At 71.8% G+C, this 13,508-nt stretch carries 10 protein-coding genes and 1 pseudogene; 5 read left to right on the top strand and 6 right to left on the bottom strand.

From position 1 onward, the window contains the following. The 3 genes from ET989_RS01005 to ET989_RS15105 are packed head-to-tail and all read right to left on the bottom strand — an operon-like array spanning window position 1 to window position 4,266. Entirely contained in the window at window positions 1-426 is a 426-nt protein-coding gene (locus ET989_RS01005; protein ID WP_131166693.1) for a hypothetical protein, read from the bottom strand. A gap of 11 nt (window positions 427-437) precedes the next feature. Beyond that, complete coding sequence (locus ET989_RS01000) at window positions 438-2,762, bottom strand: DEAD/DEAH box helicase (protein ID WP_131166692.1); 2,325 nt, start codon at window positions 2,760-2,762, stop codon at window positions 438-440. A 1-nt stretch (window position 2,763) separates the two neighbouring features. Beyond that, window positions 2,764-4,266 (bottom strand): amidohydrolase, encoded by a 1,503-nt coding sequence (locus ET989_RS15105; RefSeq protein WP_180320741.1) that lies wholly within the window; start codon window positions 4,264-4,266, stop codon window positions 2,764-2,766. A 69-nt stretch (window positions 4,267-4,335) separates the two neighbouring features. Between ET989_RS15105 and ET989_RS15915 the strand changes: the two are divergent. Beyond that, window positions 4,336-4,515, top strand: a pseudogene (locus ET989_RS15915) (DUF7059 domain-containing protein); the annotation flags it as partial. A gap of 271 nt (window positions 4,516-4,786) precedes the next feature. Next, a complete protein-coding gene (locus ET989_RS00990) occupies window positions 4,787-5,815 on the top strand; it encodes a methyltransferase (RefSeq protein WP_421958202.1) in 1,029 nt (342 codons plus the stop codon). Window positions 5,816-5,821: 6 nt separating this feature from the next. Here the strand turns inward: ET989_RS00990 and ET989_RS00985 are convergent, their stop codons facing one another. After that, window positions 5,822-6,832 carry a S1C family serine protease gene (locus tag ET989_RS00985; RefSeq protein ID WP_131166689.1) on the bottom strand — a complete coding sequence of 337 codons (1,011 nt, stop codon included), beginning with the start codon at window positions 6,830-6,832 and terminating at the stop codon, window positions 5,822-5,824. 172 nt (window positions 6,833-7,004) lie between these two features. Beyond that, complete coding sequence (locus ET989_RS00980; RefSeq protein ID WP_206662164.1) at window positions 7,005-8,189, bottom strand: S1C family serine protease; 1,185 nt, start codon at window positions 8,187-8,189, stop codon at window positions 7,005-7,007. Window positions 8,190-8,307: 118 nt separating this feature from the next. On the opposite strand from ET989_RS00980, the gene topA reads away from it, so the two are divergent. Beyond that, the gene (gene topA / locus ET989_RS00975; protein WP_131166687.1) at window positions 8,308-10,986 is read left to right on the top strand and encodes a type I DNA topoisomerase; all 2,679 of its coding nucleotides are present in this window, start codon (window positions 8,308-8,310) and stop codon (window positions 10,984-10,986) included. 77 nt (window positions 10,987-11,063) lie between these two features. Here the strand turns inward: topA and ET989_RS00970 are convergent, their stop codons facing one another. Beyond that, entirely contained in the window at window positions 11,064-11,687 is a 624-nt protein-coding gene (locus ET989_RS00970) for a TetR/AcrR family transcriptional regulator C-terminal domain-containing protein (RefSeq protein ID WP_277751333.1), read from the bottom strand. A 119-nt stretch (window positions 11,688-11,806) separates the two neighbouring features. Between ET989_RS00970 and ET989_RS00965 the strand changes: the two genes are divergently transcribed. Together ET989_RS00965 and ET989_RS00960 are read left to right on the top strand one after the other, a co-directional pair. Beyond that, window positions 11,807-12,268: a DUF6326 family protein gene (locus ET989_RS00965; RefSeq protein WP_131166685.1), complete on the top strand. Its 462-nt coding sequence runs from the start codon at window positions 11,807-11,809 to the stop codon at window positions 12,266-12,268. 12 nt (window positions 12,269-12,280) lie between these two features. Continuing rightward, window positions 12,281-13,486 carry a CPBP family glutamic-type intramembrane protease gene (locus ET989_RS00960; RefSeq protein WP_131166684.1) on the top strand — a complete coding sequence of 402 codons (1,206 nt, stop codon included), beginning with the start codon at window positions 12,281-12,283 and terminating at the stop codon, window positions 13,484-13,486. Window positions 13,487-13,508 lie beyond the last annotated feature (22 nt).

Below are 13,508 nucleotides of genomic sequence, written 5' to 3'. Positions count from 1 at the left end.
TCAGGGGGCGGGGACCGAGAACGCCGTGGCGGTGCCGTGGCCGGCCCCGACCGCCATGACGAGCAGGTGCGCGTCGCGCAGGAACGCGACGTCGGACGGGTAGAGCGGCTCGGAGCGGAAGCGGATCTTCACGTGGTTCACCGCCACCACGAGCATCGCCGCCATCGCGGCCAGCGGGATGCCGCGGCGCAGGCGTCCGGTCAGCCCGAACAGGCCGGCCACCAGCAGGGCGACGACGGCCGTGCCGAGGGCCAGGGTGTCCAGCTCGAGGCGGCCGAGTTGGGCGCGCATGCCCCACCCGAAGGCCCGCGCCGTGGACAGCTCCAGGGCGAGCACCGTGACACCGCTGGTGAGGAGGATGAGGACGACGATCGCCGCCCATCGGCGTAGGCGCGATCCGGGGCCGCCCGACCCTCCTTCAGACATGCCACGGCACTCTACTCGGACCGCGGGCCCCCCGCGCTCGCCTCGCCGCCCAACCCGACGAGCAGGGCCAGCAGGCCGGCCGCGCCGTGTTTGTCGAGCGGGTTGTTGCCGTTGCCGCACTTGGGTGAGACGACGCAGGCGGGGCAGCCGTCCTCGCACGGGCAGGTGACCAGCCGCGCGAGGGTGGCCGACCACCACTGTTCGGCGAGCTCGTAGCCGCGGTCGGCGATGCCCGATCCGCCGGGCAGGCCGTCGTGCACGAACACGGTGAGCTGCCCGGTGTCGGGGTGCAGCACCGTGGAGAGGCCGCCGATGTCCCAGCGGTCCGACGGGACGAAGGCCGGCAGGAGGCCGATCGCGCAGTGCTCGGCGGCGTGGACGGCGCCCGCGAGGTCCAGCGCCGAGACCGGGCCGGAGGCGAGTTCGTCGAGGGCGGCCAGGACGCGGTCGGGGATCGTCCACCACGTCGCGCGCGTGACGAGGCGCCGCTCGGGGAACTCCAGCGGGGTCGAGTCCCACACCTCGCCGGTCTCGGCATCGCGCCGCAGGTAGGAGGTGACCTGGTTCGACAGCTCGACCGTGCCGACGTGCACCTCGCCCAGCCCCAGCCGGCGTGAGGCCGACGTCATCAGGATGCGGACGCCGCCGGCCGACTGGGCCTGCGTGAACCACAGCGGGTCCGCGCGATGCACCAGGGCGACGCGGTCGTCCAGGTCCAGCTCGTCGACGAACCATGTCTCGCCCTGGTGGACGTAGACGGCCTCCGGGTGCAGCGTCCGATCGGCGGCCGACGGGTCGACCTGGCCGATGACGCGGCCCGTCGCGGAGTCCACCACCTCGACCGCCTTGCCCTGGGCCGAGCGCAGATCGATCGAGTCGACGGCGCGTCCGGCGTGCGTCCAGTACCACCCGAGCGGACGCCGGCGCAGCGCCCCCTGCGCCGTGAGCCGCTCGGCCAGCTCCACCGTGGTCGGTCCGAACCAGCGGGCGTCCTCGGCCGTGAGGGCACGCTCCTGCGCCGCGGCGCACAGGTGGGGGCCGAGCACGTAGGCGTTGTCCACCGGCACGACCGTCCGCTCGACCGGGCGGTCGAACACCAGCTCGGGGTGCTCGACGAGGTAGGCGTCGAGCGGGTCTTCGCGGGCGATGAGCACGGCGATGGCGTCGCGCCCGGCCCGGCCGGCCCGTCCGACCTGCTGCCAGAACGCGGCCAGCGTGCCGGGGAACCCGGCCGTGACGACGGCGTCCATGCCAGCGATGTCGATGCCGAGCTCGAGCGCGTTGGTCGAGGCCACCCCGCGCAGCCGCCCGTGGGAGAGCGCTGCCTCCAGCGCCCGCCTGTCCTCGGCGAGGTAGCCGCCGCGGTAGGCGGCGATGGCTTCGGTGTGCTCGGCGAGCTCGCGCGCCCTGATGGCCACCAGCTCGGCCTGGATGCGGGAGGTGGTGAACGCGATCGCCTGGCCGTCGCGGGTGAACCCGGCCAGGAGCCGCGCGCTCGTCTCGGTGAGCTGCGGGGTGGGCTCCAGCAGGACCACGTCGAGGGCCGGGGCGGGGGATGCGTCCTCGGTGACGGGCACGACAGAGTCGGCGCCGATGAGGGCGGCGGCCACGGCGTCCGGCTCGCTGATGGTGGCCGAGGCGCAGATGAAAACCGGGTCGGCGCCGTAGTGGTGGGCCAGGCGCCGCAGCCGACGCAGCACCGCGGACACGTGCGCCCCGAAGACGCCCTTGTAGCGGTGCGCCTCGTCGACCACGACGTGCGTGAGGCCGCCGAGCAGCCGGGCGTACCGGGCGTGGTTGGGCAGGATCGACCGGTGCAGCATGTCGGGGTTCGTCAGCACCCAATGGGCGAACTCGCGGGCGAACCGGCGCTCGTCGGGGTCGGAGTCGCCGTCGAGGGCCGAGACGCGCCAGCCGTCCAACCCCAGCGCCTCGGCGGAGCGCACCTGGTCGTGGGCCAACGCCTTCGTCGGGGCGAGGTACAGCGCGGTCGGCCGCGCAGCCACCCGCAGCCCCGAGCCCGCCCCGCGGGCGTGCGGCACCCGCGTGCCCGGCGGGAAGCGCCCGTCGAGTCCAGCGGCCAGCACCGGCAGCAGGAAGGCCAGCGACTTGCCGGACGCCGTGCCCGTCGCGATCGCCACGTGCCGCCCCTCGAACGCCGCCTGGGCCGCCGCGACCTGGTGCGCCCAGGGTCGCTCAATGCCGCGGGCGGCGAAGGCTTCCCGGACGGGCCCGGACACCCAGTCCGGCCAGCCGACGGTCGCGCCCGGGCGGCTCGGGCGGTGGTGGACGTGGGCGACCTTGTGCTCGGTCGCCAGCCAGTCGGGCAGGGGCACGTCAAGACTCCCGGTGGGTGACCCGCCCGGCGCACACCGTGGCGCGCACTCCCATGGCGCGCAGGCGGGCGGCGGTGGTCGCCGGGTCGGCGTCCTCGGCCACGGGGTCGGCGCCCAGCACCACCAGGTCGCCCCGCGCCCCCGGCACGACACGTTGGCCATCGACGGAGGCCGCCAGCGCCTCGCGCGGGGTCAGCGACTGCTCGGGGTGCCAGCCGGGCCGCCCGTCGCCGGAGCGGTGCACGGCGGTGGCGATCGCCAGCCATGGATCCGGTGGGGACACGGGGGCGTCCGACCCGAGCGCCAGCTTGCCGCCGCCGTCCAGGATCGAGCGGGCCAGGTAGAGGCGGTCGGTCCGGTCCGCCCACAGGACGCCGGCCGGGTCGCGGTCGGCGACGAGGTGGTGGGGTTGCATGCTGGCGGTGACGCCGTGGCCCGCGAAGCGCGGGACGTCCACGTGCCGCAGCAGCTGGGCGTGCTCCACCGAGCCGGACGCCCCGGTGACGGCGAAGGCGTCCAGCACCGCCTGGTTGGCGCGGTCGCCGATGGCGTGCGCCGCGACGGCCAGCCCGGCCCCCTCCGCGCGGGCGAAGAGGCCGCGCAGCTCCTCCTCCGACAGGTTGGCGACACCGGCCGGGTGCGGGTCGCCGGGGGCGGCATCGCAGTAGGGGCGGCAGCACCAGGCGGTGCGGGTGCCCATCGAACCGTCGGCGATGATCTTCAGCGGCCCCATCGCGACGAGGTCGTCGCCGCCGGGCAGCGCCTTGCCGGTGCGCCAGCCGGCGGCCAGCACTTCGTCGAGCTGGTGCGGGTACACGCCGGCCCGCACGCGCAGGCTCCGCTGGCCCCGCTCGACCCGGGCCGGCCACGCGCGGAACGGGGCGTCGAACTCCAGGTCGACCAGGCCGACGAGCCCGCGGGCGGCGAGCTCCGCGACCACGGCGTCTTCCTGCTCGGGGGTGGGGGAGACGCCCGGCAGGTCGTCCAGCCGCCCGAACACGGCGAACCATTCGTTCTCCACGAGCGGACCCGTGCGCGGGGGCAGCCCGAACGCCGCGAGGGCCGCGCTGTTCAGCCAGCCGTTGTGGGCGTCGCCGGCGATGACGACCAGCGGCCGGCCGGCGGCCACGGCGTCCAGCTCGGCGACCGTGCCGACCCGCGACCACGGCCCGGAGCGGTACCCGAACCCCACCACGGCCCGGTCACCCGGCCGCTCCGCGACGGCGGTGGCCAGGCGGGCGCACACCTCCTCGGGCCCGGCCGTGCCGGCCACGTCGACCCACGTCGAGGCGCGCACGTACTGGGTGAAGTGGACGTGGGCGTCCCACAACCCGGGGATGACCCACCCGCCTGCGGCGTCCAGCACCGGCTCGCCGTCGGGGGCCAGACCCGGGCCGACCTCGACGATCGCCCCGTCGCGGACGCGGACGTCGAGGACACCACCGGTCCCGTCCTCGTCCAACGCCACGACGCGCCCACCGCGCACCAGCAACGACTCGCCCACGCCCACTCCTTCTCGTGTCCGCACAGCCTAGGGCGGCGGTCCGACACTCCTCGTGACAGGCTGGGTCGCATGTTGAGCCCGACCCACGCCGCCGCCCTCGCCGACCGCCTCGCCGCGGCCGGTTACACGCTCGCCGAGGCCACCGACCGGCTCGGCCCCGAGGCGACGGACGCGCTGGGCCGCAACACCACCCTGGCCGCCCGGGACGCGCTCGGTGAGGCGACCGACCCGCAGGCCGCGCTGGTCCGGCTGTTCCTGTTGCACGACACCCTGCCCCCCGACACGGCCCGCGCGGCGCTCGGCGACCTCGCCCCCCCTCGAGGAGGCAGGCATCGTCGCCGCCACGGCCGACGGCGTCCGGGCCGCGCTGGAGATCCGCCCCTACGCGGCGGACGGCCCCGGCCTCGACTTCGACGGCTGGATCGCCAACGACCTCATCCCGATCCTCGACGGGCGGCTGGGCCGATCCCGCCCCGACTACGTGCTGGGGGCGTCGCCGGCGTCCACGACGCTTGCGCAGATGACGATCCGCCGGGCCGTGGGCCGGGCGCTCGACCTGGGCACCGGGTGTGGCATCCAGAGCCTGCTGCTCGCCGGGCACGCCAGCCACGTGGTCGCCACCGACCTCAACCCGCGCGCGGTCGCGATGGCGCGCCTGACCGCGGGGCTCAACCGGCTCGACCTCGACGTCCGGGAGGGGTCCCTCTACGAGCCCGTCGCCGACGAGGCCTTCGACCTCATCGTCACCAACCCGCCCTACGTCATGAGCCCGCCTACCGGCGAGCGGCTGGTCTACCGCGAGGGGCTGTTCAGCGCCGACGAGCTCGTGCGGCGGGTCGTCGTCGAGGGTGCCGACCGGCTCGCGCCCGGCGGCACCCTGCAGGTGCTCGGCAACTGGGCCGTCACCGACGACGAGGACTGGACCGACCGCCTGCGCCGTTGGGTCGAGCCCACCGGCTGCGACGCGCTGGTCCTGCAGCGCGAGCACCTCGACCCGTACGAGTACATCGAGGTGTGGCTCAACGACGCCGGGCTGGTCGGCACCGACGAGTACGCCGCCCGCTACCGCGCGTGGCTGGACTACTTCGCCGCCCTCGGCATCACCGGCGTCGGCATGGGCTGGATGATGCTGCACCGCGGGGGTCGCGCCACCCCCGACATCCGGATCGAGCCCTGGCCCCACGCCGTGCACCAGCCCCTCGGGGAGGCGTTCGCGGCGCACATCGCGGGAGTTCCGCTGGCCGCCCTTCCCGACGAGGCACTCCTGGGTCGGGCCTGGGAACTCGACGGACGCGTCGACGTCGAAACCCTGGGACGCCCCGGCGTTGAGGACCCCGAACACATCGTGTACCGCCAGCGCTACGGGTTCGGCCGTGCGGTCGAGGTCGACACCGCGCTCGGAGCCGTGCTGGGCGCCTGTGACGGCGACCTCACGGCAGGGCAGATCATCGCTGCCGTCGCCGACATCCTCGACGTCGACCCTGACGCGCTCGCCGTCGAGGTGACCCCCAAGCTGCGTGACCTCATCGGGGAGGGCTACCTCACCTGAGCTGGCTCAGTTCACCTGGCTCGTACCCAGGGCGATCGTGCCGCTCCGGCGCGATCCCGACGGGTCGACCCACGTGAGCGTCACCTGCTGCCCGGGCTCGAGCTGTGCCAGCAGTTCCGCGAGATCGGACTGGCTGACCACGGCCTGGCCGTCCAGGGACGTGATGGTCGACCCGGCCACCAGACCGGCCTCGGCGGCCGGACCGTCCGCCAGCACCGAGTTCACCCACACCCCGGCCGCGGGCGCGACAGTGATGCCGAGGTAGGCCTTGGCGCCGATGCGCGTGGTCGCGGTCTCCGTGCCCGACCGGATCTGGTCGACCACAGCGAGGGCGTCGGAGATGGGGACGGCGTAGCTCACGGTCGTGATGGGCATCGACCGGCCCGCTCCGCGCATCCCGCCCGGGTCACGGGTGACGGTCTGCGACCCGGCGGTCGTCATCCCGGTCACCTCGCCCTCGCTGTCGAACATCGGACCGCCGGAGTCGCCCGGCACGGCTCCGGCGTTTGTCTCGATGACCCCGGTCAGCGTCTCGGTGCCGCCGTTGCCGTCGTCGACCGTGACCTTCTGGTTGAGCGCTGTCACCTGTCCGGACGCCGCGACGAGTTCGCCGCCGCCCGACGCGTTCCCCATGGCGGTCAGCGTGTCGCCGGCGGAGACGACGTCCCGGTCAGGGGTGATGGTGGCCAGACCCGCGGCGTCCTGCAGCTGCAGCAGGGCGACGTCGCGGCTCGCGTCGTGGCCGACGACGGTGGCGGAGTAGGTCTTGCCGGTGGCCGGGATCGTGACCGACACCTCCGAGGAGCCCTCGACCACGTGGTAGTTGGTCAGGACCTCACCGGATGCCGTGAGCACCATGCCGGTGCCGGCGCCCTCACCACTGGCTGAGCGAACGGTGATCAGCACGACCGATTCGGCGGGGTCGGCCGGCGTGGCGGCGGGCGCAAGCTTCGGGACGCCGAGGGCGAGCACGCAGGCGGCAGTGGTGGTTACCAGGGCGAGGGAGCGCTTGTTCATGCCCTCAGTGGACCGGTGCCGCCTGTGTGTCTCCTGTGGTAGCGCCGTGCGGCGGCGGTGAGTCGCCCCCCTTGAGTTTGTCGACCACGTCGAGCGCCTCGCGGGACCTGTCGTACCACCGTCTCGTCCCGTCCCATCAGAGGTCGGGTCGGGGTCGTCGCCCCCGGTGAACTCAGTTGAGCGGGCTCGCCTTCGGCGTGATGGGGGCGGTGCGTTCGCGGCCGGACGCCGTGGTCCAGGTGATCTGCACGGTGGTGCCGGGTTCGATGGTGTCGAGGACGTCGGACAGTTCCGCACGGGTGCGCACCGCCTGGCCGTCGAGGTTCAGGATGGTGTCGCCGGTGGTCAGGCCGGCCTCGGCTGCCGGGGTGTTGGCCTGGACTTCGGAGACGATCACCGCCGACGAGTCATCGGCCTGGACGATGACGCCCAGATAGGCCTTCGGCCCGATCACGATCGTGCCGGACTCGTCGCCGCGCTTGATCTTGTCGACCACGTCGAGCGCCTCGCGGATCGGGACGGCGTAGACCTGCTTGTCCTCGGTCTCGCCGTCGCCGGTGCTGCTGCCAGCGGTGGTCATGCCGAGCACCTCGCTCTCGGCGTCGTACATGGGACCGCCGGAGTCCCCGGGCCAGGCCGGGGCGTTGGTCTCGATGAGGCCGCGCAACCGCTGGGGCGGGTCGTTGACGTTGGCGCCCTTGACGTTGATCTGGCGGTCGAGCTCGAGGATGTTGCCGCGGTGGGCCGACACGTAGCCCTGCCCGTTGGCGTTGCCCGCGGCCACCACGATGTCGCCGATGCGCACCGGGTCGGAGTCGATGGTGACGACGTCGAGGTTGCTTGCCCGGTCCAGTTTGAGCAGCGCCACGTCCTTGGTCGCGTCCCGGCCGACGAGTTCGGCGGTGTGTCGGCGTCCGGTCGCCGCGATGGTGACGGTAATCGCCTCGGTGGAGCGCACCACGTGGTAGTTGGTCAGCACGTAGCCGTCGGGGGTGATCACCATGCCGGTGCCCGCCACGCCCTCGGCGGGGGTGCGGCCCGTGATCAGGACGACGCCGCGCTTGAGTGCGTCGGTCACCTCGACCGGCCCCACCGACTGCTCCGGCAGCGGGCGATCAGGCGTGGCGGACGCCGAGGGCTCGGGGGTGCGGCCCGGGGACGTCGGGGCCGGCGCGGGGGAGGAGACCGGCGGGGGAGCGGGCTGCAGCCGCTCCAGCCACTGGTTGGCCGCGGACGCGACCGACACCGCCGTGCCCAGCTGGGAAGCCATGGCCAGCACCACGCCGATCACGACCAGCACCAATGAGGGCGGGTGTGACACCGGGCGTGGGCTCGGAGGGGGCCACGGTGCGGTCACGGGGCGAGTCTAGGGCGCCCGGCAAGACCCGCCCGGGCGTCCTGTCTTGACGGGAGGCGCTAGCATCCGGACGTGTCGAGGGCTCTTCCCCGGCGTCCGCAACCCCAGAGAGCAGATCGTGGCCACAGACACCAAGCGCCGACTCGTGATCGTGGAGTCCCCCGGCAAGGTGCGCAGCATCGCCCAGTACCTCGGCGAGGGTTATCTCGTCGAGGCGTCGATCGGCCACGTCCGCGACCTCCCGACGGGCGCCGCGGAGGTGCCGGCCAAGTACAAGGGTGAGAAGTGGGCGCGCACCGGCGTGAACGTCGAGAACGACTTCGAGCCCCTGTACGTGGTGCAGGCGGACAAGAAGGCGACGATCCGCAAGCTGAAGGACGCGCTCAAGGGCGTCGACGAGCTCTACCTCGCCACCGATGGTGATCGCGAGGGCGAGGCCATCGCGTGGCACCTGCTGCAGGAGCTCAAGCCCAAGGTGCCGGTCAAGCGGATGGAGTTCCACGAGATCACCCCCGACGCGATCCGCGCCGCCGTCGCCGCCCCGCGCGAGCTCGACACCGACCTGGTCGATGCGCAGGAGACCCGCCGCATCCTCGACCGGCTGTACGGCTACGAGGTCAGCCCCGTGCTGTGGAAGAAGGTCATGCCGCGCCTCTCGGCCGGCCGCGTGCAGTCGGTCGCCACCCGCCTGGTGGTCGACAAGGAGCGCGAGCGCATGGCGTTCCGCTCGGCGTCCTACGCCGACCTCGAGGTGACGCTGGACGCCGCGGGCCACGACCCCGACTCCTTCACCGCCCGGGTCGCCACCGCGGCGGGGCTTAAGGTCGCCTCGGGCCGCGACTTCGACTCCCTCGGCAAGCTCACCACCAAGGCCGTCCACCTCGACCTGGAGGGGGGCCAGGCACTGGCGGATGCGCTGGCCGGCGCGTCGGTCATCGTCGACTCGGTCGAGGCCAAGCCGTACACGCGGCGTCCGTACCCGCCGTTCCGCACCACGACGCTGCAGCAGGACGCCGGCCGCAAGCTCGGCTTCACCGCCCAGCGCACGATGTCCGTGGCGCAGTCGCTGTACGAGGGCGGGTTCATCACCTACATGCGAACCGACTCGGTCACCCTGTCCGGGTCGGCGGTCGCCGCCGCGCGCGCCCAGGTCAAGGAGCTGTACGGGGCGTCCTACCTGCCGGAGAAGCCGCGGGTGTATTCGTCCAAGGTCAAGAACGCCCAGGAGGCACACGAGGCCATCCGCCCCGCGGGGGACAACTTCCGGACGCCGCAGGAGACCGGGCTGCGCGGCGACGAATTCCGCCTCTACGACCTGATCTGGAAGCGCACCGTCGCCTCGCAGATGAAGGACGCCGAGGGCCAGACCGTCACGATCGCGATGACCGCCACGCCGTCGGCCGCCGTCGAGGTGGCGGATGCCACCACCGGCGAGGTGCGGGCGCTCGACCGTGCCGGGCTCTCGGCGTCCGGCCGCACGATCACGTTCCCGGGCTTCCTGAAGGCCTACGTCGAGGCGCGCGACGAGGGCGACGCGGACGACGCGACCGCCAACCTGCCCGCGGTGGAGAAGGGCGAGAAGCTCGCCGTCGCCGGGGTGGAGGCCGAGGACCACGCCACGCGTCCGCCGGCCCGCTACACCGAGCCGTCCCTGGTCGCGAAGCTGGAGGAGTTGGAGATCGGCCGGCCGTCGACGTACGCGTCCATCATCCGGACGATCACGGCGCGCGACTACGTGTTCAAGAAGGGCTCGGCCCTCGTGCCGACGTGGCTGGCGTTCGCCGTCACGCGCCTGCTGGAGGATCACTTCACCGAGCTCGTGGACTACCAGTTCACCGCCGGCATGGAGGACATCCTCGACGAGATCGCCAAGGGCAACGCCGACCGCGTGCAGACGCTGAAGAACTTCTACTTCGGCTCCGACGGACGCGACGGCCTCGACTCGCTGGTCAACGACCTCGGCGAGATCGACGCGCGGGCGCTGTCGACGTTCCACCCGGTCGGGGGTGAGGAGTCCGGCATCGCGGTCCGCGTGGGGCGCTACGGCACCTACGTCGAGGACGCCGACGGCAACCGCGCCAACGTGGAGGAGGACCTGCCGCCCGACGAGCTGACCGTCGAGAAGGCTCGCGAACTGCTGGCCACCCCGGCTGGCATGGAGCGCGAGCTCGGCGCCGACCCGGCCTCCGGCAACGCGGTCGTCGCGAAGAACGGGCGGTTCGGCCCCTACGTCACCGAGGTGCTGCCCGAGGGGTCGCCCAAGTCGGCCAAGCCGCGCACGGCGTCCCTGTTCAAGGACATGTCGCTGGAGACCGTCACCCTCGACCAGGCGCTGCAGCTCATGTCGCTGCCGCGCGTCGTCGGGGCGATCGACGGCGAGGAGGTCACCGCCCAGAACGGCCGCTACGGCCCGTACCTGAAGAAGGGCACCGACTCCCGCTCGCTGGAGAACGAGGACCAGCTCTTCACCGTGACGCTGGAGGAGGCGACCGCGATCTTCGCCCAGCCGAAGACGCGCGGACGCCGCGCCGCCGTCGCGCCGCTGAAGGAGCTCGGGAACGATCCGGTGTCCGGCAAGCCGATCGTCGTCAAGGACGGCCGATTCGGGCCGTACGTCACCGACGGGGAGACCAACGCGACCCTCCGCAAGGCGGACTCGATCGAGGAGATCACGCCCGAGCGTGCGGCCGAACTGCTCGCCGAGAAGCGCGCCAAGGGCCCCGCCCCGAAGAAGACCCCCACCCGGCGGACGACGACCCGCAAGGCTCCCGCGAAGAAGTCGGCCGCCAAGAAGTAGGCCGTACGGCTTCGTGATCCGCATTGAAGCCACCGGTTCACTCCGCGAACGTCCTGGCGGCGCGCTCTCCGGCGGTCCTATGCGTCTCGGGTGGCGTCGAGCTGAGCCTGGATGGCGTCGAGGATGAGGGTGAGGCCGTTGTCGAATTCGCTCGGGTAGGTGTAGTCGCCGCTGCTCAGCAGTTCGGTCAGCGACCGTGAGAGGTTCGGGTAGGCGCCCGGGTCGGGTGAGACGGTTGCCGCGAACTCAGCTTCTGCGCCCGGGCTGGGCAGGAACGGGAGATTGGTCTCACTGAGCGCAAAGCCGTAAACGAAGGCATCCACGGTTGAAAAGGCGAGCGTCGCCAGGGGAGCAGTGAACCCGGCGGCGAAGAGCCAACCGAGGACCCTGTCGTGATGAGTCAGCAAGGCCGCACTCGGCGCAGGCCGTGATTCGATCATCGCGATCGACCACGGGTGAGCGACGAATACGGCGCGGGCGGATCGGGCGCGCGTTTCCATGGCCTCTCGCCACGGCGCATCTGGCGGAGGAAGATCGATCTTGGCGATGGCCCATTCGGCGAGCGCGTCGAGGAGAGCATCTTTGCTCGAGACATGGTGATAGAGCGACATGCCCTCGACTCCGAGTTCGCCGCCCACGCTTCGCATCGAGACACCAGCGAGACCGGACCGGTCGGCGACAGCAGCTGCCGCGGCTATCACGCGTTCTCTCGTCAGGGTCCCTCGTCGGCTCACCGTGACATCATTGCGTAACTTACGGTCGTAAGAGTAGGATCTGACGGCAAGCCTTACATGTGTAAGTTTTATCCCAAGGAGCCCGCATGACCGTCGACCACCCTTCCCCGTCCCGGCCGCTCGATCCGAGAGTCCGGCTCGCCGCGCTCTGGACGAGCGTCATGTTTCTCGTCGCGTTCGTCGACATCTTCGCGTTCTACCGCGCTGACCTCCGGGAGCAGATCGAGGCAGGACGCGCTTTCGTGTTCACCATCAACGAAGCCTTCATGTTGGGCATCGTTCTGTACGTCGCAGTGCCCTCACTGATGGTTGCCGCGTCGGTACTGATCCCGCGGGGGGTCAATCGGTTGATGCAAATCGTGGTCGCGGCAGTGTTCGCCCTCACGATCATCGGCGCTGCGGTCGGCGAGTGGAGCTACTACCTCGTTGCCAGCGGCATCGAGCTCGCGCTCCTCGCAGGGGTCATCGCTGTCGCGGTCCGATGGAAGGACACTCCGCTGGTCGCAGCGCGAGACCTCGCTGCGGCCCAAGCCTCCCGGGACGCGTGAGGGTGAGCCCCAGTGACCCGCTCACGACAAGCGCGCACGTTCCTCGCCATCACGTTCAGCGCTGTCCTGCTGCTGTGCTTCCCGGCGCTGCTCGGCGTCGATGCCGACTACCTGGGGGTTGCCACGCCTCTTGCGCAGTGGATCCCCGCACTTGCGGTCATTCTTGCGGTCAGACCCGTGCGCGGCAGCCGAGCCCTGCGAGGCTCGTGGCGCGCCTCACCCTTCGGCGGGGCGCGCACCTGGATCGTCATCGGGCTCATCACGGCCGCCATCCTCGGTGTCGCCGCGGCGCAGATTGTTGTGGGCGTCGCCGTGGGCGTCGTCTCGTGGTCACCCGATCCTGCCATCGGCGAGACTGCTCTGCTCGTTCTCCCCGTGGCGCTGCTCGCCCTCCTCCCCGCAACAGGGGAGGAGTTCGGCTGGCGGGGATTCCTCTGGACCCGCGTCCGAGGGAATCGTGGGTTCTGGTGGACCGCCCTCGCTGTCGGTGCCATCTGGGCCGTCTGGCATCTCCCACTGCTCGTCGCATACGGCGCTCAGGGGGACCTGTCCTGGCGAACCGTGCTCGGAACGACGGTCGACCTCCTGATGGCCTCGCTCGTCCTCGGCGCCGGGCGCGAGCTTTCCGGGAGCGTGTGGCCAGCTGCATGGGGCCATGCACTGGTCAATTCCGTCCTCGTCTTCGCGACGACCGCCTTCGTCACACCCGCGACGCAACTTCCCGATTCAGCGTTCTGGGTGTACAAGGCTCTCGGCTGGGCGGCGTGGGTGGGTGCGGCGGCGGGGATGCTTGCTCTCCGACGGCGCCTCCTCATCGCACCCGCGCGAGACGTCACCGGGCGCAGCCTCGACGAAACCGAGGATGCGCTGCTGGAAGCCATGCGCACGAGCGATGTTGACGCCCTACGCGCTCTGCTTGCCGAGGATCTGCGCTTTCGCCTGCCCGACGGTTCAGTGGTTGATCGCGCAGCCGATCTGCACGCACACGCTTCCGGAGCACTGAGGTTCCTGCAGATCGAGGAAACGCATCGAACGACGGAGCAGCAGAAAGGGAGGGGAAGCACAGTGTCGCGGTCACGGGTTCACCTTGTCGACCGCGGGCGCTTCGCGGAGGCGACGATGACCTATCGCCGTTCGTGGGCGATCGTCGGGGGCCGCTGGCAGGTCTTCGCGGGCAGCGCCGAGATTGTGAACGACGAGGAAGCAGTGGATCCGTGACTACTCACGCTGAAACAGCTCC

It is taken from the genome of Propioniciclava sinopodophylli, from assembly GCF_004324755.1.
Taxonomy (GTDB): domain Bacteria; phylum Actinomycetota; class Actinomycetes; order Propionibacteriales; family Propionibacteriaceae; genus Propioniciclava; species Propioniciclava sinopodophylli.
This window is presented reverse-complemented; position numbering and strand designations above follow the sequence as displayed.

Coding starts and splice junctions, on each gene's coding strand:
- ET989_RS01005 (WP_131166693.1), bottom strand. CDS start 426: ATGTCTGAAGGAGGGTCGGGCGGCCCCGGATCGCGCCTACGCCGATGG.
- ET989_RS00985 (WP_131166689.1), bottom strand. CDS start 6,832: ATGAACAAGCGCTCCCTCGCCCTGGTAACCACCACTGCCGCCTGCGTG.
- ET989_RS00990 (WP_421958202.1), top strand. CDS start 4,787: ATGACGATCCGCCGGGCCGTGGGCCGGGCGCTCGACCTGGGCACCGGG.
- ET989_RS00965 (WP_131166685.1), top strand. CDS start 11,807: ATGACCGTCGACCACCCTTCCCCGTCCCGGCCGCTCGATCCGAGAGTC.